The 21,230-nt window shown below is 73.4% G+C and carries 20 protein-coding genes; 14 read left to right on the forward strand and 6 right to left on the reverse strand.

Translation table 11 applies throughout. The features are described from left to right. Positions 1-49: 49 nt before the first annotated feature. Positions 50-667, forward strand: coding sequence for a TetR/AcrR family transcriptional regulator C-terminal domain-containing protein (locus AKI01S_RS17740; protein ID WP_067818531.1), 618 nt, complete (start codon positions 50-52; stop codon positions 665-667). Here the strand turns inward: AKI01S_RS17740 and AKI01S_RS17745 are convergent. Further along, positions 657-2,777, reverse strand: coding sequence for an alpha-amylase family glycosyl hydrolase (locus AKI01S_RS17745; protein WP_067818533.1), 2,121 nt, complete (start codon positions 2,775-2,777; stop codon positions 657-659). The genes AKI01S_RS17740 and AKI01S_RS17745 overlap by 11 nt on opposite strands. Positions 2,778-3,135: 358 nt before the next feature. Between AKI01S_RS17745 and AKI01S_RS17750 the strand changes: the two genes are divergently transcribed. Both AKI01S_RS17750 and AKI01S_RS17755 read left to right on the forward strand, forming a co-directional pair. Next, positions 3,136-3,582 (forward strand): MarR family winged helix-turn-helix transcriptional regulator, encoded by a 447-nt coding sequence (locus AKI01S_RS17750; RefSeq protein WP_067818536.1) that lies wholly within the window; start codon positions 3,136-3,138, stop codon positions 3,580-3,582. Positions 3,583-3,700: 118 nt separating this feature from the next. Beyond that, a complete protein-coding gene (locus AKI01S_RS17755) occupies positions 3,701-4,420 on the forward strand; it encodes a DJ-1/PfpI family protein (protein WP_067818539.1) in 720 nt (239 codons plus the stop codon). A 22-nt stretch (positions 4,421-4,442) separates the two neighbouring features. Here AKI01S_RS17755 and AKI01S_RS17760 read toward each other — a convergent pair whose 3' ends face one another. Beyond that, positions 4,443-4,946: an FBP domain-containing protein gene (locus AKI01S_RS17760; RefSeq protein ID WP_067818542.1), complete on the reverse strand. Its 504-nt coding sequence runs from the start codon at positions 4,944-4,946 to the stop codon at positions 4,443-4,445. A 66-nt stretch (positions 4,947-5,012) separates the two neighbouring features. Between AKI01S_RS17760 and AKI01S_RS17765 the strand changes: the two genes are divergently transcribed. Both AKI01S_RS17765 and AKI01S_RS17770 read left to right on the forward strand, forming a co-directional pair. Then, the gene (locus AKI01S_RS17765) at positions 5,013-5,582 is read left to right on the forward strand and encodes a TetR/AcrR family transcriptional regulator (RefSeq protein ID WP_067818545.1); all 570 of its coding nucleotides are present in this window, start codon (positions 5,013-5,015) and stop codon (positions 5,580-5,582) included. Between the two features lie 142 nt (positions 5,583-5,724). Then, on the forward strand, positions 5,725-6,240 hold the full coding sequence (locus AKI01S_RS17770; RefSeq protein WP_083999760.1) for an SgcJ/EcaC family oxidoreductase: 516 nt from the start codon (positions 5,725-5,727) through the stop codon (positions 6,238-6,240). Positions 6,241-6,285: 45 nt separating this feature from the next. On the opposite strand, the gene AKI01S_RS17775 is transcribed toward AKI01S_RS17770, so the two are convergent. The 3 genes from AKI01S_RS17775 to AKI01S_RS17785 form a co-directional block, all read right to left on the reverse strand. Then, positions 6,286-7,434 carry a hypothetical protein gene (locus tag AKI01S_RS17775; RefSeq protein WP_067818548.1) on the reverse strand — a complete coding sequence of 383 codons (1,149 nt, stop codon included), beginning with the start codon at positions 7,432-7,434 and terminating at the stop codon, positions 6,286-6,288. Positions 7,435-7,465: 31 nt separating this feature from the next. Beyond that, positions 7,466-8,614 carry a glycerophosphodiester phosphodiesterase gene (locus AKI01S_RS17780; RefSeq protein ID WP_067818551.1) on the reverse strand — a complete coding sequence of 383 codons (1,149 nt, stop codon included), beginning with the start codon at positions 8,612-8,614 and terminating at the stop codon, positions 7,466-7,468. Between the two features lie 156 nt (positions 8,615-8,770). Next, on the reverse strand, positions 8,771-9,619 hold the full coding sequence (locus AKI01S_RS17785; protein ID WP_245681674.1) for a DeoR/GlpR family DNA-binding transcription regulator: 849 nt from the start codon (positions 9,617-9,619) through the stop codon (positions 8,771-8,773). Positions 9,620-9,965: 346 nt separating this feature from the next. Between AKI01S_RS17785 and AKI01S_RS17790 the strand changes: the two genes are divergently transcribed. The 9 genes from AKI01S_RS17790 (at position 9,966) to AKI01S_RS17830 (ending at position 20,129) form a co-directional block, all read left to right on the forward strand. Then, positions 9,966-11,039 (forward strand): substrate-binding domain-containing protein, encoded by a 1,074-nt coding sequence (locus tag AKI01S_RS17790; RefSeq protein ID WP_067818554.1) that lies wholly within the window; start codon positions 9,966-9,968, stop codon positions 11,037-11,039. Between the two features lie 70 nt (positions 11,040-11,109). Further along, the gene (locus AKI01S_RS17795) at positions 11,110-11,976 is read left to right on the forward strand and encodes an ATP-binding cassette domain-containing protein (RefSeq protein WP_174567394.1); all 867 of its coding nucleotides are present in this window, start codon (positions 11,110-11,112) and stop codon (positions 11,974-11,976) included. Further along, positions 11,969-13,210, forward strand: a complete 1,242-nt coding sequence (locus AKI01S_RS17800; protein WP_067818557.1) for a sugar ABC transporter permease — start codon at positions 11,969-11,971, stop codon at positions 13,208-13,210. Before AKI01S_RS17795 ends, AKI01S_RS17800 begins: the two co-directional genes overlap by 8 nt. Before the next feature lie 19 nt (positions 13,211-13,229). Continuing rightward, positions 13,230-14,750, forward strand: a complete 1,521-nt coding sequence (locus AKI01S_RS17805) for an FGGY-family carbohydrate kinase (RefSeq protein WP_067818560.1) — start codon at positions 13,230-13,232, stop codon at positions 14,748-14,750. Between the two features lie 38 nt (positions 14,751-14,788). Further along, positions 14,789-16,240: an FGGY-family carbohydrate kinase gene (locus AKI01S_RS17810; RefSeq protein WP_245681675.1), complete on the forward strand. Its 1,452-nt coding sequence runs from the start codon at positions 14,789-14,791 to the stop codon at positions 16,238-16,240. Further along, positions 16,237-16,896, forward strand: coding sequence for a histidine phosphatase family protein (locus tag AKI01S_RS17815; RefSeq protein WP_067818566.1), 660 nt, complete (start codon positions 16,237-16,239; stop codon positions 16,894-16,896). The genes AKI01S_RS17810 and AKI01S_RS17815 overlap by 4 nt, the downstream gene beginning before the upstream one ends. Positions 16,897-16,919: 23 nt before the next feature. Beyond that, positions 16,920-17,960, forward strand: a complete 1,041-nt coding sequence (locus AKI01S_RS17820) for a 2-hydroxyacid dehydrogenase (RefSeq protein ID WP_067818569.1) — start codon at positions 16,920-16,922, stop codon at positions 17,958-17,960. 185 nt (positions 17,961-18,145) lie between these two features. Then, a complete protein-coding gene (locus AKI01S_RS17825) occupies positions 18,146-18,571 on the forward strand; it encodes a hypothetical protein (RefSeq protein WP_067818574.1) in 426 nt (141 codons plus the stop codon). A gap of 307 nt (positions 18,572-18,878) precedes the next feature. After that, a complete protein-coding gene (locus tag AKI01S_RS17830; RefSeq protein WP_157419911.1) occupies positions 18,879-20,129 on the forward strand; it encodes an MFS transporter in 1,251 nt (416 codons plus the stop codon). A 59-nt stretch (positions 20,130-20,188) separates the two neighbouring features. Here AKI01S_RS17830 and speB read toward each other — a convergent pair whose 3' ends face one another. Further along, entirely contained in the window at positions 20,189-21,214 is a 1,026-nt protein-coding gene (speB, locus tag AKI01S_RS17835) for an agmatinase (protein WP_067818581.1), read from the reverse strand. Positions 21,215-21,230 lie beyond the last annotated feature (16 nt).

Consider the following 21,230-nt stretch of genomic DNA (forward strand, 5'->3'; position numbering starts at 1 on the left):
TCTCCTCCTTGGTCAGTGACCAATGCATGAGACGCAGTAAACTAGGTCAGTGACCAAGAAGCAAGCGGATGCGGCGCGCCCCGCCCGGCTCGAACCGGCCGCCGTCGTGCGCGCGGCCGTCGGCCTCCTCGACGACAAGGGCCTGGACGCCCTGTCCACCCGGGCCGTCGCCGACCGGCTCGGCGTGCGGATGAACACCGTCCTGTGGCACGTCAAGACCAAGACCCGGCTGCTGGAGCTGATGGCCGACGCCATCGTGGGCGAGGTCCGGCTCGACGGGCTGCCGGACGCCTGGGACGAGCGGGCCCGGGAACTCACCCGCCGCTACCGCCGGGCCCTGCTCGCCCACCGCGACGGCGCGGCGCTGGTCACCGGGACCTACGCCGCCGAGCCGCACACCCTGCGCTTCGCCGACGCGCTCGTCGCGGCCCTCCTCGACGGCGGCCTGGACGACCGCGAGGCGGCCTGGACCGCCTGGGCGGTCACCTACTTCACCCTCGGGCTGACCCAGGAGGAACAGGCCGCGCCCGCGACACCGGAAGGACGCCTCGCCCGGGCGGTCTCATCGACGGGCCACCCGGCGCTCCACCGGGTGCTCGCCCACCTGGACGCGGACTCCTTCGACGAGCGTTTCGAGCACGGCCTGTCGGCGTTGCTCAGCCGCTGACCGTCGCGGAGCCCCGCGCGGCGGCGATCCGGCCCGCCGAGTCGCGCACCACGGCCCGGTAGGTGATCCGCGTGCCCGCCGGAACCCCGCCGACGTCGTGGAACACCCGGAACGGCCGCGCGTCGTCGGTGCCCAGGACGCGCCAGGGGCCGTCGCCGACCCGCGCCGCGAACGTCACCTGGTCGAACCCGCCGCCGGGAACGGTCGCACCGATCTCGGCCCGGCCCTTGACGGAGGCGGGAAGGGCCAGGGAGACCGCGGGGCCGTTCGCGGGCCGGGGCAGGCGGGAGGCGGCCCGCCAGACGACGGCCGACCGCGCGGGCACCGTGACCGTCAGCCCCGCGTCGGCACCGGCGGCCGCGCTGCCGGACGCCGGGTGGACCCGCGTGAACCGCATGCCGGGGGTGAAGGTCGGGACCTTGACCCGCTGGGGCGCGGCGGCGTTGTTGAACGCGACCACGTACTCGACCCGGTCGCGGGCGTCGACGCGGGAGACCGCGTAGACGTTGCCCTGGGCCAGCCGCTCGATCTGCGCCCCGTCCCGCAGCGCCGGATGCCGGTCGGTGAGGCCCGCCAGCCTGCGGATGCCCCGGTAGAGGGGGTGACGGGTGTCGTAGTTGTCCCGCGCGTGGGTGGCGCCGGTGCCGATCAGGCCGTCCGAGAGGTACTGCGGCGTCCGGGAGGCGAACATCGACGCGCGGGCGGCCCGGTCGCCCCCCTGGCCGGTGAAGCCCTGCTCGTCGCCGTAGTAGACGACCGGCTGGCCGCGCGTCAGGTACATCAGCTCGTGGGCCAGCAGGTCGCGCCGGAGCAGCTCGGCGTCGGACGCGCCGGGGTTGTCCTGCCTGAGGAAGTGGCCGATGCGGCCCATGTCGTGGTTGCCGAGGAAGGTGGGCAGCGAGTAGGCGTTGGAGTCGGCGTCGGTGTAGTGGTCGTCGGCGCGGAACAGGTCGGCCAGCGCGCGGGCGTCGCCGTTCTGGGAGACGAAGCGGCGGGCCGCGGACTGGAAGGGGAAGTCCAGGACGGCGTCGATGCGCCCCTCGGTGGAGTACCGGGAGACGAACGCCGGATCCTCGCTGTAGACCTCGCCGAACGCGAAGAAGTCCTTGGTGCCGACCCGCCTGGCGTAGCCCTTGACCTCGGGCGCGAACCTCTTCCAGAACTCCATGTCCACGTGCTTGACGGTGTCGATGCGGAAACCGTCGACGCCCGCCTCCCGCACCCAGGTCCGGTAGATGTCGATCATGCCCTTGACGACCTCGGGCCGCTCGGTCCACAGGTCGTCCAGCCCGACGAAGTCGCCGTACTCGACGCTCTCGCCCTCCCAGGTCGAGTCGCCCCGGTTGTGGTACATCGTGACGTCGTTCAGCCAGGCGGGCTTCTTGGTCACACCGGGCGTGCGCACGGGCGTGTAGGGGAACGACCGCTCGTCGACCTTCGGGAACGGCCGGGGGTACGCGCGGTCGTCGAACACGCGTCCACCGGCGTCACGGTAGGGATGGGTGCTCTTGGGCCGGTAGGAGTACTGGTTCTCGGCGTAGGAGATCCCGTCGGCGGTGTGGTTGGTGATGATGTCGAAGAAGACCTTCATCCCGCGCTTGTGGGCCTCCTTGACCAGCTGCTTCATCTGCGCGTTGGTGCCCAGGTGCGGATCGATGCGCGTGAAGTCGGTGATCCAGTAGCCGTGGTACCCGGCCGAGACGTGCGGCGGGCTGCCCTGGACGGGACGGTTCTGGAACGTCGGGGTCAGCCACACCGCGGTGGTGCCGAGCCCCTTGACGTAGTCGAGCCGCCGGATGAGCCCGGCCAGGTCGCCGCCCTGGTAGAAGCCGGTGTCGGTGGGGTCGTACCCGGTGGCGAGCCGGTCGCCGGACAGGCCGCCACGGTCGTTGCGGCGGTCGCCGTTGGCGAACCGGTCGGTCATGAGGAAGTAGAACCGTTCACGGCTGAGGCCGGGCCGCACGGCGGTACGGGCCAGCGCCCGGTCGTCCGGCTGGACGACGCGGCCGGACGCGGCCCGCCCCGCGGCGGCGACGGGCGGGGCGGGGGACAGCAGGGGCAGCGTGATCGCGGCGGCGGCGAGCGCGGCACCGGTGGCTTTCCTGGCCATGGCACGACCTTCCGGGCAGGGGGCTCGACAGGGGATGGAGCCGGATGGTGCTGATGAACGCTTTGTAGGCGAAAGCGCGCCCGCGGGGGAGACCCTTGGCAACGGACGGCCAGCGACGGGCGACGGGCCGTCCACCACGCGAGCCTCCCGAAAAGAAGCGGGCAGCCGGGAAGTTACAAAGACTTTCAGCCCCTTGCAAGACCCAGTCAGCCCCACATCGACGCTGCTAGCAGAGTCAACCACCAGACCCGCCACCTGTGATCAGGTCGTTCTCCGAAGAAGTCCGCCCTGAAAATTTCCGTAAGGCGTCATCGCGTCAGCGGTCGAGGTGAAGGGCCTTCTGCGGGACACTGGGGCGGTGACCACCGATGACGGCCGCCCGGTCCCGCCCGTGACGAGCACCTCCGTCGTGGTGCTGTCGCTGGCGCGCCGGGTCGAGACCGAGCTCAACGCCGCGCTCGCGCCGTTGGGGCTCACCGCCGCCCGGCTCGGACTGCTCGGTCATATCGCCGGCGTGCCCGGCGCCTCCTTCAGTGAGCTGGCGCGCATGTCGGGGATCACCGTCCAGAGCGTGCACGGGGCGGTGAAGGCGCTGGTCGCCGCGGGGCTGGTGCGCGACCGCAACGCCCGCGCCGGGTCGGCCTCGACGCTGGAGGTCACCGAGGAGGGGGCCCTCCTGCTGCGGAGGGCGCGGCGGGTCGTGGCGGAGGCCGACGAGCGGCTGTTCGGTGCCGACGCCGATCCGATCCAGCGGCGGATCGGGGCGGCCGTACGGGCCGCCTTCTCGAACCCTTCCCCCTCCTGACCTGGTACTGAGCGAGACGCACGGCCTTGACCGCACCCCACCTTCAGGATGCCTGAAGCAGGCCATAAGCTTCAGGCATCCTGAAGGTCACTCGCCGACACCACCAAGGAGACCTGGCATGAACCGACGCGACCTCCTGCTCGCGGGCGCGGCCGCCACGACCGGCCTCGGCCTCGGCACGCTCCCGGCGGCCCCGGCGAACGCCGCGCCCCGGCCGCCCCGCCGGCCGCTGCGCGTGCACACGGTGCTCTACGACGGGGTGGAGGAGCAGGACTTCGCCGGACCCGTCGAGGTGCTCGGCATCATCGCCGACCAGCACGGGGTGACGCAGAGCTTCGTCACCGCCGACGGCCCGCGCACGGTGACCACGTTCTCCGGCATGGAGATCAGGGTGCGGTCCCCGTGGTCCCCGCGTTCGGCCGACGTGATCGTGGTGCCCGGCGGCGGGCTCGGCGAGGGATCGGCGGTGGAGAGGCAGATCGGCCGCGGCGTCCTGCCCCGGGCGCTGGCCGCCGCGCGGCGGCCCGGCCTGATCCTGGCGGGGGTGTGCAGCGGAACGCTGCTGCTGGCCGCCGCCGGGATCACCAACGGCCGTCCCTGCACGACCCACCACGCCGCCAAGGAGGACCTGCGGGCAAGGGGCGGCCGGGTCGTCGACGGCCGCGTGGTCGACGACGGTGACCTGGTCACCTCCGGCGGCGTCACCTCCGGCATCGACCTGGCGCTGTGGCTCGTCGAGCGGTTCTACGGGGCCGGGACGGCGCTGTTCGCCGAGAAGGTCCTGGAGTACGAACGGCGCGGGACCGTCTGGCGCTCCGACTCGCGCGGCGGCGCCTGAGCCTCCCGGCCCGCCTACGCGGTCACCTTGTCGCGGTCACCTTGTCCAGGAAGGCGTCCAGGTTGGCCCGGGCGCGGGCGATCCTCTCCTCCTGCGGCAGGGACTCGTCGAGGGAGCCGTTGGCCACGCTCTCCTTCTTCCCGCGCACGTACAGGGAACAGGCCAGGTCGGTGCACAGGTACTGCCCGACCGAGTTGCCCTGGCGGCCCGCCTCGCCGGTCCGGCGCGCGGTCATCAGCGCCACGCCGCCGCCGGTGCGCGTGGTCAGGCACAGCGAGCACATGCTGCGCGAGGTGAACCCGCGCGCCCCGGACGGGGCCACGCGCAGCGAGACGCCGACGAGGCGGCCGTCGCGTTCGGCGACCAGATAGGCGCGTTCCGGCGCCCCCGGATCTCGCCAGCCGAGGAAGTCCAGGTCGTCCCAGGGCAGGTCGGCATGGTCCTTGGGCAGGTGGAGGCGCTTGGCCTCGCCCTTGGAGCAGTTGACGAACGACAGGCGGATGTCGCGTTCGGTGAGCGGTCTCATGGCAGCGAAGGTATACTCCCTAAATGTATTAGGCAAATGGTTAAATTATTTAAGGGAGCGGTGCGCATGGCGGGAGCGGGGCTGACGGCCGAACGCCTGACGCGGGCGGCGGCGGAGCTGGCGGACGAGATCGGCTTCGAGAAGGTGACCGTGTCGGCGCTCGCGCGCCGGTTCGGCGTCCGCGAACCGAGCCTGTACTCGCACATCAGGAACGTGCAGGACCTACGGACACGGGTGGCGACCCTCGCCCTCACCGAGCTCGCCGACGGCGTCGCGGCCGCGATGCTCGGCCGGGCGGGCAAGGACGCGCTGGTGGCGTTCGCCAACGCCTACCGGGACTACGCCAGGGCGCACCCCGGCCGGTACTCCGCCACGCGGACGAGGCTGGACCCCGAGTCGGAGGCCGCCGCCGCGGCGGCCGCCCGGCACCCGGAGCTGACGCGGGCGATCCTGCGCGCCTACGACCTGCCCGAATCCGAGCAGACGCACGCGCTGCGGCTGCTGCACAGCACGATCTACGGGTTCGTGAGCCTGGAGGCCGACGGGTTCGCCCACGCCCGCGGGCTGGAGGAGTCGTGGAGCAGGGGCCTGGACGCCCTCGACGCCCTCCTCCGGAACTGGCCCTCCTCCGGGTGAACCGGCGGTCCCGCCTCCACGGGGAGTACGCCCGCCGGTGTACGGCCCGGACCGGCCGACAACCCGCGGCCGATGATTCGCCCTCCCCGCGAACGTAGCTTCGCCGGTGACGGTTCCTTCCAACCCGACAAGGGGAAAGCGGATGCCATCCCAGTGGACGAAGCTCGCCGTCGCCGCGGGCGCCACGCTCGCGACGCTCGGCGTCGTCGTGCTCCCGGCCGCCTCACCCGCGATGAGCCGGACCGCGGACCAGGCGCCAGCCGGTCCGCGCGGAGAGTTCGAACGCCTGCGGCAGCGGCAGGCCGACGCCTGGGCGCGCCAGGACGGAGCGGCGTTCGCCGCCACCTTCACCCACGACGGCGACATGGTCACGTTCAACGGCGACCACCTCCGCACGCGGCGGGGGATCGCGGTCGGCATGCAGTACTACTTCGACAAGTACATCCCCGACAGCACGATCCGCTACCTGGGCGAGCGCGTGCGGTTCCCCGCGCCGGGGCTCGCGGTCATCGTGCGGACGACCTGCCTGGTCGACGCCGGGCAGAGCGACTGCCGCGACGGCTCGCTGTCGGTCAACACCAACGTGATGACGCGGCAGCGGGACGGCCGGTGGTTGCAGGAGTCGTTCCAGAACACCCGGGTCGACCCTCTTCCCTGACCGGGACCGCCGGGCACGGCGGCGTGCCGTGCCCGGCGGGGCCGATCAGCCGAGCCGGGTGAACGGGTTCGGGGCCGCGCCCGTCCAGCGGTGGAGCTGGGCGCGGGCGGTCTGCTTGGTCACGCCGTCCTCGGTGACCTTGCCGTCCTGGACGACGTAGTACAGGCCGCGCCCGAGGGCGACCAGCCCGTACTGACCGGACGAGCCCGACCAGCCGCGGACGCCGGTGGCGGCGTGCCGCTCGCCGCGCGGCGCGAGCGGCAGGACCTTGCCGGTCTCGCCGCCGGGCTGCCCCCGCAACGGCCGGACCCTCGGCCGCGCCGTGCCGTCGACGGCGAACAGGGAGTAGTTGGGGAACGCGGGCTTGACGCCCTTGTAAGCCGCCATCAGCCAGGTGCGGGCGCTCGGGTCGTACTCGAGGTTCTGCACGCCGTAGGTGGTGTTGCCGGTGTAGACGAAGTACTTGCCGTTGGTGGCGGCGGGACCGCTGGTGTGCGGGGCCTCCTGGGTGAGCGGCTTCTCGTAGCGCTTCCAACGGCGCACGTCGTACTGCAACAGCACCTGGTGGTCGTTGTCCGCCCGGCTGGTGTTGGAGTAGACGCCGTAGGCGACCGTCAGGCGTTGCCGCCCGCCGCGCTTGCCGAACGCCGGACCGAACGCGACGCCGTCGATGCCGCTGCAACCGTACCGGTGGTCGGGGGTGGCGCCGGTGTTGCCGTCGAAGACACCGTCACCGTTCATGTCGGCGGTGTAGTCCTCCACCACCTCCTTGAGGTAGACCGTCGAGACCACGCCGGAGTCCTCGGCGCTCATGTCCATCCGGTCGATCTTCTTGACGTCGAAGACGGCGATGTAGAACGACTTGGCCGCCTTGTACTCCAGCGAGCCGTAGACCCGGCCGTCATCGGCGTTGAACGCCAGGTCGCCCAGGTGGCCGGTGAACCCGGTGACCGAGCCGATCGGCTTGCCCGCCATGTCGGTCTTCACCAGCAGGTTGGTGAACGAGAAGTACATGTGGCCCGCGCGCCGGTCCACCGCGATGCCCTGCACGTGCCCGGACTTCCAGGCACCGCCGTAGACCTCCTTCGGGGGAGGGGCGGGACGGGCCGGAGCGGTGACGGCGGCGGTGGCGACGCCGGGGGTGGCGGCGGCGACGGCCGCGCCCAGGACGGAGCTCAGGAGCAGAGTGCGCATGAGGGGGCTTTCTGTCGTCGGGGAGGGGAGGTCAGCGGGCGGGGCGCTCGGCCCGCGCGGCGAGGGCGGTGTCGGGGTTGTCGGTGACCAGGGCGTCCACGCCCGCCTTCAGGAAGGCGTCGTACTCCGCGAGCGCCTGGCCGTAGTCGTTCGGGTTCGCACCGGTGCGCAGGGCCGCCGGCAGGAACTGGTTCTCGTTCCGGAACGTGTAGGCGCCGACCCTCAGCCCGGCGGCGTGGGCGTCCTTCACCAGCGCCGTCGGCGCGCCCAGGGTGCCGTCGGCGGCGGGCCGGATGACCAGGGACTTGTCCGGGCCGATCCAGTCGGCGTAGGTGGAGATCTCCTTGAGCCCGGCGGGGGTGGTCATCTGCGCGTACGTCGGGCCCCGGCCCGGCGCGACCGTGTCGTACGGCGCGCCGGTGGTGCCGATCGCCTGCCACACGGGGACGCGCAGCGACCGGTCGAGCAGCCGGAGGCTGGACGGTTCGAACGACTGGACGATGACCCGGCCGTCGGAACGGTCCAAACCGTTGCGCCGCAGGGTCGCGACGAGCCGGGGCTCCAGCGGCAGGCCGATCGAGCGGAAGTAGGTCGGGTGCTTGGTCTCGGGGAAGACGCCGATCCGCCGGTGCTGCTCGCGGCCGAGCCGCGCGGCCAGATCGATGATCTCCTGGAGGGTCAGGATCTGGTACCGGCCGTTGTAAACGGTGTTGCGCTGGCGGACGGCGGGCAGCCGTTCCACGGCGCGCAGCGTCTTCAGCTCGGCGAGGGTGAAGTCCTCGGTGAACCAGCCGGTGACCTGGCGTCCGTCGATGGTCTTGGTGGTCCTGCGGCCCGCGAACTCCGGACGGCTCGCCACGTCGGTGGTGCCGCCGATCTCGTTCTCGTGCCTTGACACCAGCTGGCCGTCCCTGGTCGGGACGAGGTCCGGCTCGATGTAGTCCGCGCCCATCCGCGCGGCCAGCTCGTAGGAGGCCGCGGTGTGCTCGGGACGGTAGCCCGCCGCGCCGCGGTGGCCGATGACCAGCGGTGCGGGGGCCGACCGGTCCGCGCGGCCGGGGCGGTCGGCGGCCGGCGGGGCGGCCCCGGCCGGGCCCGCGGCGACCAGCAGGGGCAACAGCGCCGCGGACGCCGCCAGGACGGCGGTCCTCGTGCGCCACCTCACGCTGCCAGAGACCATGGGGGCTCCTTGTCCGCGATGATCCCGAAGGCGCTCCCTCGTTGGAAGATCATCGCCTGGCCCGGAACCGTATCCCGGTTGTCAAGCCCCGGACCACGGGGCCGCGATGGCCCGCCGGGTAACGTCCGCGGTCGTTCTGGTTAACGAACGCCCAGCTCAGCGCTCTGCCGACGGCGGCCAGGACGGCATGCCGTCGGTTCCGGCGACGTGCAGCCGCACGCCCCGGGAGCGCTGGGCGGCGACCTCGGCCTCGGGGGTGGCGGCATCCACGACGACCAGGTCGAAGTCGGTCAGCGGGGCGAGCTGGAACAGGCCGTTCTTGGTGAACTTGCTGTGGTCGGCCAGCAGCACCCGCCGGTCGGCCGACTCCATCAGCGCGCGCTTGACCGCGACGGTCTCCTGCGACTGGTGGTAGCACTGGCCGTTGGTGATCGCGGTGGTGGACATGAAGAGCATGTCGGCGCGCAGCGACCGGATCGCCTCGGTGGTGCGCAGCCCGAGGAAGGCGTCGTAGGCGGGGTAGTAGGCGCCGCCGAGCGCGATGAGGTCGACGCCGGACTCGCCGGTCAGCGCGTTCACCGCGGCGAGGAAGTTGGTGATCACCGTGACCGGGCCGCGGGCGGGCAGCAGCCGGGCCAGCTCCAGCGCGGTGGTGCTCTCGTCGATCATCACGGTGGCGCCCACGCCGACCAGGTGCGCCGCGGCCTCGGCCAGCGCGCGCTTCTCGTCGGCCATCGCCTGGCGGCGGTGCCGGACGTCGCCGTGGTAGCTGGCCGACGGCTCGGCGGTCGCCCCGCCCCGCACCTTGCGCAGCCAGCCGGTGGTCTGCAGCTCGTCCAGGTCGCGGTGGATGGTCATGGTGCTGACGCCGTGGGCCGCGGCCAGGTCCTTGATGCGCACGAACCTGTCGTCGATCACCCGCTGGCGGATGGCCTCCCGGCGACGGCGGGCGTTCCCGCCGTCGGCGTCCGGATCGGTCGTGCTCGGGGGCGTGTCGTGGGTCACCGGGTTCCCCTTCTCGGGCCCTCCGCCGCGGGGGCGGCGGGACATGGCTGTGACGTTAATGTTTGAAATAACATACTACGCACAACGGGCTTCCGTGCCTGGAACGCCGGGGAGTGGGCTGAAGAGTCCAGCGCTGGCGGCTGAAAGTTCCCCCGATGGACCGGAGGCAAGTTACGAAGCTCACGTCAGGAGCGCGCCAAGTCACAGAGTTCGATGTGAATTTCACGCGGGATGTTGACACTCATGGGCGAACGGGTGTTGTGTTCACAACCGCAGCGGTGCGGTGCGCGGCCGCTGCACCACCCCAGCCGCCCCTCTTCACGGGCGGGACATCGAGGAGAACGCAGTGAAGAAGCTTTCCTTCCGGGCGGCCGCCTCGGCCGCCGCGGCGCTGGCCGTGCTCATCCCGGCCGCGGCCTGCTCCTCCGGGGGCTCGGGATCGGGATCGGGCGGCGCGGAGAACGCCAAGATCGCGTTCCTGATGCCCGACATCGCCTCGACCCGCTACGAGCAGTACGACGCGCCGCTGTTCAAGGCCAAGATCAAGGAACTGTGCGGCGGCTGCGAGGTCCTCTACCAGAACGCCAACGCCGACGCCGCCAAGCAGCAGCAGCAGGCCACCTCGGCGCTCGCCCAGGGCGTCAAGGCGATCGTCATCGACCCGGTCGACTCGGCCGCCGCGGCCTCGACCGTGCGGATGGCGCAGTCGCGCAAGGTCCCGGTCATCGCCTACGACCGGCCGATCCCGGCGGCCAAGGCCGACTACTACGTGTCCTTCGACAACGAGAAGCTCGGCGCCATGATCGGCAAGTCGCTGGTCGACCATCTGAAGGAGACCAAGGCCGAGGGCGGGCTGCTCCAGGTGAACGGCTCGCCCACCGACGCGGCCGCGGGCCTGATCAAGAAGGGCATCCACAGCGCGGTCGACCCCAGCGGCTTCAAGCTGCTGGCCGAGTTCGACACCCCGGGCTGGGAGCCGGCCAAGGCGCAGGGCTGGGTGAGCAGCCAGATCAGCAAGTTCGACGGCCAGATCGCCGGCGTGGTCGCCGCCAACGACGGCACCGGCGGGGCGTCGGTCGCCGCGTTCAAGGCGGCCGGCAAGAAGGTGCCGCCGGTGACCGGCAACGACGCCGAGCTGGCCGCGGTCCAGCGGGTCGTGGCCGGCGACCAGTACAACACCATCTCCAAGCCCATCAAGATCGTGGCCGAGGCCGCGGCCGTCGCCGCCCACGGCTTCATCCAGGGCAAGAGGCCCCAGGGCAACACCACCCTGTTCGGCACCCCGTCGGAGCTGTTCACCCCCACCGTGGTGACCCAGCAGAACGTCAAGGACCTGGTCAAGCCCGGCGGCGCGCTGGAACCGTCCCAGGTCTGCACCGGCGTGTACGCCGCGGCCTGCGCCAAGCTCGGCATCAAGTAGCGATCCCCGGTGGCGACCTCCCCGCCCGGTCCGGGCGGGGAGGCGCCATCCGCCCCACGAAGGTTCGGTCATGTCCTCATCGCCCTCCTCGCCGCCCCGGTCCGCCCCGGCGGACGCCGGGACCGGCGGCAAGCCCGCCCCGCTGCTGTCGCTGCGCGGCATCAGCAAGTCCTTCGGCGCGGTCGCCGCGCTCACCGACGTCGACCTCGACGTGTCCGCGGGCGAGGTCGTCGCCCTGGTGGGCGACAACGGCGCCGGCAAGTCCACCCTGGTCAAGACGTTGTCGGGCGTGCACCCGCCGGACTCGGGGACCATCACCTTCGAGTCGCGGACGGTGAGCGTCCCCACCCCGGCCGCGGCCCAGCAGCTCGGCATCGCGACGGTGTTCCAGGACCTCGCGCTGTGCGAGAACCTCAACGTCATCGAGAACCTGTTCCTGGGCCGCGAGCTGCGCGGGCTCCGGCTGGACGAGGTGACGATGGAGGTGCGCTCGCGCGAGCTGCTCCAGCAGCTCTCGGCCAAGATCCCGTCGGTGCGGGTGCCGGTCGCCGGGCTGTCGGGCGGGCAGCGCCAGACGGTGGCGATCGCCCGGTCGCTGCTGGGCGACCCGAAGATCATCATTCTGGACGAGCCCACCGCCGCGCTCGGCGTGGCGCAGACCGCCGAGGTGCTCAACCTGATCGAGCGGCTCCGCGAGCGCGGCCACGGGGTCATCATGATCAGCCACAACATGGCCGACGTGAAGGCGGTCGCCGACACCGTCGCGGTGCTGCGCCTCGGCCGCAACAACGGGGTGTTCGACGCGGCGTCCACCTCCGCCGAGGAGATCGTCGCGGCCATCACCGGCGCCACCGACAACGAGGTGACGCGCCGGGCGCGCCGCGCGGCGACGAAGACCGCCGACCGGGCCGAGAAGGAAGGTGCCGACGATGAGTGACCTGGACGTCCGGCCCCCGCGGGCCGCCTCGGCCGACCCGGGCGGGCCGACCGGGCCGCGCGGCGCGCTCGCCGCCCTCACCGACCGGATGCGCGGCGGCGACCTGGGCGTGGCGCCCGTGGTCGCCGGGCTGATCGTCATCTGGACGGTCATGCAGATCCTCAACCCGGTCTTCCTGTCCAGCACCAACCTGTCCAACCTCCTCATGGAGATGGTGCCGATCGGGGTGATCGCGCTCGGCGTGGTGTTCATGCTGCTGGTCGGGCAGATCGACCTGTCGGTCGGCTCGCTCAGCGGCGTCGCGGCGGCGGTGACCGCCGTGCTCTTCGTCGACCAGGGCCTCAACCCGTGGCTGTCGGTGCTGGCCGCCGTCGCGCTGGGCTGCGCGATCGGCGGGGTGTACGCGGTGGTCTTCAACCGCTTCGGCGTGCCCAGCTTCGTCATCACGCTGGCCGGGCTGCTGGGCTTCCTCGGCCTGCAACTGCACATCCTGGGCCCCAAGGGCGCGATCAACCTGCCGTTCGACTCGCGGCTGGTCACCTTCGCGCAGCTGGACTTCGTCCCGGCGTGGCTGGCGTACGCGCTGGTCGTCGTCGCCGCCGTCGCGCTGTACGCCGCCGGGCACGCCCGCGCGTCGGCCCGCCGCCGCGCGGGCCTGTCGGCCACCGGCGAACGCTTCCTGATCCTGCGCAGCGTCGCGGTGCTGGCCGGGCTCGGCCTGGCGGTCTGGTACCTCAACCAGGACCGGGGCGTCGGCTGGATGTTCGTGTTCTTCCTGGCCCTGGTGCTGGCCGCGCACTACGTGCTGACGCGCACCCGGTACGGCAAGGCCGTGTACGCCGTCGGAGGCAACGTCGAGGCGGCCCGCCGCGCGGGCATCAACGTGCGCGCGGTCTACACCTCCGCCTTCGTCGCCTGCACCACGCTGGCGGCGATCGGCGGCGTGCTCGCCGCGGCCCGGCTGGCGGCGGCCAACCAGAGCACCGGGGCGGGGGACGTCAACCTCAACGCCATCGCCGCCGCCGTCATCGGGGGGACGAGCCTGTTCGGCGGGCGCGGCGGCGCGTTCGCGGCGCTGCTCGGCATGCTCGTCATCCAGTCCATCTCCAACGGGCTGACGCTGCTGAACCTGGACTCCTCCTACCGGTTCATGGTCACCGGCGTGGTGCTGCTGCTGGCGGTGGCGCTGGACTCGGTCGCCCGCCGCTCGCGCGCCTCCCGCGGCCGGGCCTGAACGGGAAGGGAGAGCAGCGATGGCGGTCGTGTGCGTCGACGCGGGCACCACGATGATCAAGGTGGTCGGCTACGGCGACGACGGCGGCGAGCAGGTCGTCGTCCGGCGTCCCACCGAGGTGCGGCGGCCCGCGCCCGGCCACGCCGAGCAGGACATGGACGCGGTCTGGGCGGCGGTCGCGGACGGCGTGCGCGAGGTGCGCGAGCGGCTCGGCGGCGCGCCGGTGTCCTACCTGGCGATCACCGCGCAGGGCGACGGCTGCTGGCTGGTGGACGCGGCGGGCCGCCCGACCGGCCCGGCGATCCTGTGGAACGACGGCCGCGCCGCCGCGACCGTCGAGCGGTGGATCGGGGCGGGCGTGCTGGCCGAGGCGTTCCGGACCAACGGGTCGCTGTCGTTCGCCGGCGTGCCCACCGCGATCCTCACCTGGCTGCGCGCCCACGACCCGGAGCGCCTGGCCCGGTCGGCCACGGCCCTGACCTGCGGCGGCTGGATCTTCTCCCGGCTCACCGGGGTGATCGCGGTGGACGAGTCCGACGCCTCGGTCCCGTTCCTGGACATCGCCGCGCGCCGCTACTCGGGCGAGCTGCTGCGCCTGTACGACATGGAGTGGGCGCGGCCGCTGCTGCCCGAGGTGCTGACCGACGACCGGCGCGTGGCGGGCCTGACGGCCGCGGCCGCCCGCGAGCTGGGCCTGCCCGCCGACACCCCGGTCGTCCTCGCGCCCTACGACATCGCCGCGACCGCGTTCGGCGCGGGAGCCACCGACACCGGCCAGTCGTGCGTCATCCTCGGCACCACCCTGTGCACCGAGACGATCATCGACGAGCCGCGGCGGGACGGCGAGCCGTCCGGGCTGACGGTGGCGCTGGGCCTGGCGGGCGGCCGCTACCTGCGGGCGTTCCCGACGCTGGCCGGGGGCCAGGTCATCGACTGGGCCTGCCGCCTGCTCGGGCTGGACGGCGACCCGAAGGCCCTGCTGGACCTGGCCGGGGACGCCCCCGCCGGGGCCGAGGGGCTGGTGTTCCTGCCCTACCTGTCCCCGGCGGGCGAGCGCGCGCCGTTCCTGGACCCGAAGGCGCGCGGCGCGTTCCACGGCCTGACCGTCGACCACGAGCGGCGGCACATGGCCCGCGCCGTGCTCGAAGGGCTGACCCTGGTCGTCCGCGACTGCCTGGAGGCCGCCGGGACCCCGCCCACCGAGCTGCGCGTCAGCGGCGGCGGGTCGGCCAGCGCGGCGTGGCTGCGGATGATGGCCGACGTCACCGGCGTGCCGGTCGTCCGCACCGCCGACGCCGAGGCCGGGGCGCGCGGCGCGTTCCTGGTCGGGGCGGTCGCCACCGGCCGGGCCGACGGCGTCGGCCGGGCGGCCGCCGCCCACGTGCGCGTCGGCGACGCCCACGAGCCCGACCCGCACCGCGCCGAGTTCTACGCGCGGATGCACCGGACCTTTCTCGACGTGCGGAACGCCGCCGCGGCGACCTGGCCGATCCTGGCGTCCGCACGGGACCGCAACCGAAGCGACAGGGGGACTCTGTGACCCGGCCAAGCGCCCGGGACGAAGCGGTATGGATCGGGGTGGACCTGGGCACCCAGGGCGTCCGGGCCCTCGCCGTCACGGCCGGAGGGGAGGTGCGCGGCACCGGCGGCCACCCGCTGACCGGCCGCCGCGACGGCCCCCGGCACGAACAGGACCCGGAGCAGTGGTGGACGGCGGTGGGCGCGGCCTGCCGCCAGGCGCTGCGCGACGTCCCCGCCGAGGCCGTGCAGGCGGTCGCGGTGGACGGCACCTCCGGCACCGTCCTGCTGACCGACGGCGCGGGCCGCCCGCTGACGCCCGGCCTGATGTACGACGACATGCGCGCCGCCGACCAGGTCGAACGCGTCGACCGGGCGGGCGGCGAGGTCTGGCGGCGGCTCGGCTACCAGCGCATGCAGCCCGCCTGGGCGCTGCCCAAGCTGCTGTGGCTGCTGGAGCACCACCGCGACCTGCCGGGCGGCGGGGCGCGCCTGGCCCACCAGACCGACTTCGTCAACGCCCGCCTCACCGGACACCCGGTCGCCACCGACCTGAGCAGCGCGCTGAAGACCGGCGCCGACCTGGTCGCCGAGGACTGGCCGCGGCACGTCCTGGACGAACTCGGCGTCCCCGCCGGCCTGCTCCCACCGCTGGAACGTTCCGGAACACCGCTCGGCACCGTCTGCGCGGCCGCCGCCGACGCCACCGGCCTGCCCGCCGGCATCCCGGTCATCGCCGGATGCACCGACGGCTGCGCCGCCCAGCTCGGCACCGGCCGCCTCACCGTCGGCTCCTGGAACGCGGTCCTCGGCACCACGCTCGTGCTCAAGGGCGTCACCGACGACCTGGTCCAGGACCCCTACGGCGTCGTCTACTCCCACCGCGCCCCCGACGGCCGGTGGCTGCCCGGCGGCGCCTCCAGCACCGGCGCGGGCATCATCGCCCGCGACTTCCCCGGCCGCGACCCGGCCGAGCTCGACCGCGCCGCCGGGGCGTACGAGCCCTCCGGCGCGGTGACCTACCCGCTGGTCTCGGCGGGGGAGCGGTTCCCCTTCGTCGCGCCCGGCGCGCACGGCTTCGTCCTCGGGGACCCCCGCGACGAGGCCGACCGGTTCGCCTCGATCCTGCAGGGCGTCGGCTACGTCGAACGACTGTGCTTCGACTACCTCGACCTGCTCGGCGCGCCCGTCGACGGCGACCTCACGCTGACCGGCGGGGCCACCCGGAGCGCCTACTGGTGCCAGCTGCGCGCCGACATCCTCGGCCGCCCGGTGATCCTGCCCGAGCACGCCGAGCCCGCCCTGGGTGCCGCGGTGCTGGCGGCCTCGGCCGACCGGCCGATGCCCGAGGTCGCCGCCGGGATGGTCACCGTCCGCGCGACCCTGGATCCCCGCCCCTCACACCTCGCCCGGTTCGACGACGGCTACCTCGGCCTGGTCGACGAGCTGGAACGGCGCGGCTGGCTGCCCACGCCGGTCGCCGCCCACGCACGGGAAAGGACGTCCTCATGACCCGCCTGGTCCTGGTCCGCCACGGCGAGACCGAATGGCACGCCGAGAACCGGTACGCCGGGGTCACCGACGTCGCGCTGACCCCGCGCGGGCTGGAGCAGGCCGGCCTGCTGGCCGGCTGGGCGCAGCAGGCGGGCCTGTCCGCGCTCTGGTCGTCGGACCTGACCCGGGCCCGGCTGACCGCGGCGTTCAGCGCCGAGGCCACCGGGCTGCCGCTCCAGGTCGACCCGCGCCTGCGCGAGCTGGACTTCGGCCGCGCCGAGGGGCTCACCCGCGCCGAGATGCGCGAACGCTTCCCCGACGCGCTCGCGGCGTTCCACGACGACCCGGTCAGCGGCCACCTCCCCGGCGGGGAGGACCCGCAGGCGGCGGCGGAACGCTTCACCGCCTGCCTCGACGACATCGTCGCCCGGCATCCCGACGGCCGCGTCATGGTCGTCGCCCACACCACGGCGATCCGCCTGGTGCTGTGCCGCTACCTGTCCCTGCCCCTGCGCGACTACCGGCGGGTGTTCCCCTCGGTGCGCAACTGCGCCCTCACCGAGATCGAGCTGACCGACGGGCGCGTCGCGCTGCTGGAGTTCAACACCCCGCTGGTCGGGGCGATCGGCGCGCCGGGCGGCGGCCACCGCTCCCGGACCACCCACGCGCACTAGACCGCCACGAACCAGGAGTCCCCATGCCCACCCGTGTCCTCGCCGCCGGCGACCACTTCGTCCTCAACCGGCTCCTCGTCGAGGCCGTCCGCGCCGAGACCTCCGCCGACCTGGAGTTCACCGAGCTCACCCTGCCCTGGCCCGTGGAGCCGTTCGGCCGGGTCGGCGAGGTCGACGAGGCGTCGGGCACCGAGGAGCAGATGATCGAGGCGCTGCGCGGCGTCCGGGTCTGCCTGACCCAGATGGCCCCGCTGACCCGCCGCGTTCTGGAGGCCTGCCCCGACCTGGCCTTCTTCGGCGTCAGCCGGGGCGGCCCGGTCAACGCCAACCTGGAGGCCGCCACCGAGCACGGCGTCGCGGTCGCCTTCGCCCCCGGCCGCAACGCCGCCGCCACCGCCGAGCACACCCTCGGCATGATCATGGCGGCGGTGCGGCGCATCCCGCAGACCCATTCCGACCTGCACACGGGCGTGTGGCGCGGCGACTACTACCGCTACGAGCAGGTCGGCCCCGAGATCGAGGGCAGCACCGTCGGCCTGGTCGGCTACGGCGCGGTCGGCCGCCGGGTCGCCCGCATGCTGAACGCGCTCGGCGCCCGCGTGCTCGTCCACGACCCGTACGCCGCCGACCTCGACGGCGTCGCCGAGCAGGTGCCGTTCGCCGACCTGCTGTCCCGCGCGCAGATCCTCTCCCTGCACGCCCGCGTCACACCCGAGACCACCGGCATGATCGGCAAGGCCGAGCTCGCCGCGCTCCCCGCCGGGGCGGTCGTCGTCAACTGCGCCCGCGGGGCGCTGCTGGACTACGACGCCCTCTGCGACGCCCTGGACAGCGGCCACCTCTACGCGGCCGCCTGCGACGTCTTCCCCGAGGAGCCGATCCCCGCCGGGTCGAGGCTGCTGACCACCCCCAACCTCACCGTCACCCCGCACCTGGCCGGGGCGAGCAAGCAGACGGCCATGAACGCCGCCCGCATCCTCGCCGGGGACGTCGCCCGCCACCTGCGCGGCGAGCCCCTGGCCCACTGCGCCAACCCCGAGGTCCTGAAGCAGGACCGCCGCTGACCGCCCGGCCCGTCGGCGCGGGCTCCTCCGCAGGGCGGAACGAAACTACGCCGACGGAAGGAACAGCAGCTCATCCCACCGAAGGTTACTTTCCGTGGTCAATCAGGGCCATTCTGTTGCCACAAGGAAGGGCGGTCCGCCGCCACGGCGACCGCCCTTCGCACGGCAACGGAGGGAAGCATGACATGGCACGACGAAACACCGTCCGGGCGGCGTTCGCTCTCGCGGCCGCGACCGTGATGGCGGGGACCGGAGCGGGCACGGCGAACGCGGAACAGACCCCTGGCGCCCCGGCGGCGAAGGTGGCCACGGCCGTGGACTGCGTCGTCCCCGGCTTCGCGCTCGCCTTCGCCGTGTGCAGCCGCCCCTTCCTGGTCGAGCACGGCAAGAGGGTGCACGCCCATCTCGCCGCCTCGGGAGGGAAGCAGATCGCGTTCTGCGTCGAGCCCGCGGGCGGCGGCAGGGACTACGGCTGCACGAAGCCCCTGTCGCCGGGCCAGGGCGGCGAGATCTGGCACAACACCACCGGATACACCCAGAACGTGCAGCTCATCGCCGGCCCCAGCCGCGAGGTCGACGTGCGCGTGCAGGGAAGTTTCTCGGTCCGGTAGCCACCACGGACCGAACCGGGAGGCCGGGCAGACCCCACCCCGGGGCCCACCCGGCCTCCCGCGCCTTCCCCGTCGGGTCCGTCCCGCCGGACCACCGAACGCACCTCGACGCCACCAAGACCTCACCGCGCCGGGGCGTGTCCGGCCTCGCTCCGAGGGCGAGGCGACGGCCACACTGTGAGCACCCGCCGTCCTGGTCGCCGGTCTCAGCCGTTCGGGAGGGACGCATGACCCGGCATCCCGCTGCGCCGCCGAGTTCGCCGGTCCCGCCGGGGACCAGGGCCGGTCACGCGCGGCAGGCGTGGTGATGCGGGCCCGGCTGCGCCGGGCGGTGGCGCCGCTGCGCGGCAACCCGCACTATCTCCGGTTCTTCGTCGCGGGCCGCATCAACACGTTCGGCTCGACGATGGCGACCGGTGCGGTGGCGTTCACGGTGCTGGCCGGCGGAGCGGGCGCGCCGGGAATCGCCACGGTGATGCTGGCCCAGATGGTCGCCACGATCGTGCTGACCCCGGTCCTGGGGACGGTCGCCGACCGCCTGCCGAGGGTCACGGCCATGGCCTGCGCCGGTGGCGTCGTGACCGTCACGCTGGCCGTCGAGGCGGTGCTGGCCGCGTCCGGTCGCGCGGCCGTGTGGAACCTGGCGGTCACCGCGGCGGTGGCCGCCGGGGCCGGAGCGCTGTCGGGCGGTGCGGGCGCGGGCGTCTCCCGCGATCTGGTCCCCGTCCGGCAGCTGCCCGCCGCCAACGCGCTGACGAAGCTGACGATGTACGCGATCAGGATGGTGGGGCCGCCGGTCGGCGGTGCGGTGGTCGCCGGAGCGGGCCCGGCGGCGGGGTTGGGCGTGAACGCGGTGCTCACCGGGATCTCCGTGCTGGTGCTGCGGGGAGTCCGGGTCCCGCCCGTGCGACGGGCGCGCGCGGGGTTCGCCGCCGAGATGCGGCAGGGCTGGCAGGCGATCACCACCAGGACCTGGCTGTGGTCCTACACCCTCGCCGGGGCCGTGCTGGTGCCGTTCTGGCACCTGGCGTTCTTCATCCTGGGCCCGGCGCACGCCGCCGCTCATCACGGGGGCGCGGCCGCATGGGGCTGGATCACCGCGGCGTTCGCCGCCGGGATGGCCGCGGGTGCGGCGGTGAGTCTGCTGGCGGAGCCTCGGCGGGCGATGTGGGTCGCGTGCGTTGGGAGCAGCCTGCTGGCGTTGCCGCCGGTGGCGTTCGCGGTGCAGGCGCCGCTGAGCGGCGCGATGGCGGCGGCCGCGGCGGGGGCCGGCGGGCTGGCCATGGCGATGGTCGCCTGGCGCAGCGCCGTCCAGCAGCATGTTCCGGCCGACCTGCAAGGCCGGGTGACCAACTACACCGACACGGTGCAGGTCGCCGCCGCTCCAGGGGTCTACCTGCTGACCGGGCCCTTGCTGGCGGCGGCGGGGGCGGCGGGGACCCTGCTGGTGTGCGCGTGCGTCATCGTGTCGGCGGGGCTGGCGCCCTTGCTGCTGAGGTCGGTGCGGTGCGTCCGCCTGGTCGGGGACCCGGAAGCGGTCCTCTCACGGCCGTGCTGATCTGGCCGCGCCCGTCCGGCCGTCGTCGGACGTCGACGGCGGCCGGGCCTGGGGCCGGGTCAGCGGTCGTCGAGGAGGGGCTGCCTCGGGTCCCACGCGGTGCCGTCGCGGGTGTCGCGGCGGCGGCGCGCGATGCCCGACAGCGCCTCCAGGACGACGCGGTTGGCCAGCGCGGACGTGATGTCGGCGTGGTCGTAGGGCGGCGACACCTCGACGACGTCGATCCCGGCGACGGGCAGCTCGTAGGCGATGCGGCGGACCGCATCCAGGAGCTGGCGGGCGGTGAGGCCGCCGGGTTCCGGCGTGCCGGTGCCGGGGGCGTGCCCGGGGTCGCACACGTCGATGTCGACCGACAGGAACACGCCGTCGCACTCGTCGGTGGCGATCGCGAACGCCTCGGTGAGGCACTCGTCCAGCCCGCGGGCGACGATCTCCGTCATCTCGTACGAGCGCATGCCCTGCTCGGCCATCCACGCGAGCGTCTCGGGGCCGGGCCAGTAGCCGCGCAGGCCCATCTGCAGGAACCGGTCGCCGCGCAGGGCGCCGGACTCGATCAGCCGCCGCATCGGCTGGCCGTGCCCGATCAGCGAGCCGAACTCGATGTCCCCGGTGTCGGCGTGCGCGTCGAAATGGATCATCGAGACGCGGCCCTGGCCCAGGTGCTGCGCCACGCCCGCGGCGTCCGGCCAGGCGATGGTGTGGTCGCCGCCCAGGACCAGCGGGATCGCCCCGTTCGCGGTGACGGTGTAGACGGCCTCCTGCAGGTCCCGGACGGAGCGCTCGGCGTCGCCCGAGTACATCTCGACATCTCCGGCGTCGTACACGGTCAGGTCGCCCTGCAACCCGTCCACGCGCAGCGCCAGGGACGGACGCGACCCGTCGTGCGGCAGGTAGCAGGTCTGCCGGATGTACTGGGGGCCGAACCGGGTGCCGGGCCGGTGGGACGTGCCGCCGTCGAACGGCGCGCCCAGGATCACCACGTCCGCGTCGGCGTAGGTGGACGGGTCCGACCACGTGCAGCGCGGCACCCCGAGGAAGGTGATGTCGGGGCCGAACTGCGGGCCGTAACGCTCTGGCGGGGTCATGGTCATCTCCTGGTGT

It is taken from the genome of Actinomadura kijaniata NBRC 14229 (genome assembly GCF_001552175.1).
Classification (GTDB): domain Bacteria; phylum Actinomycetota; class Actinomycetes; order Streptosporangiales; family Streptosporangiaceae; genus Spirillospora; species Spirillospora kijaniata.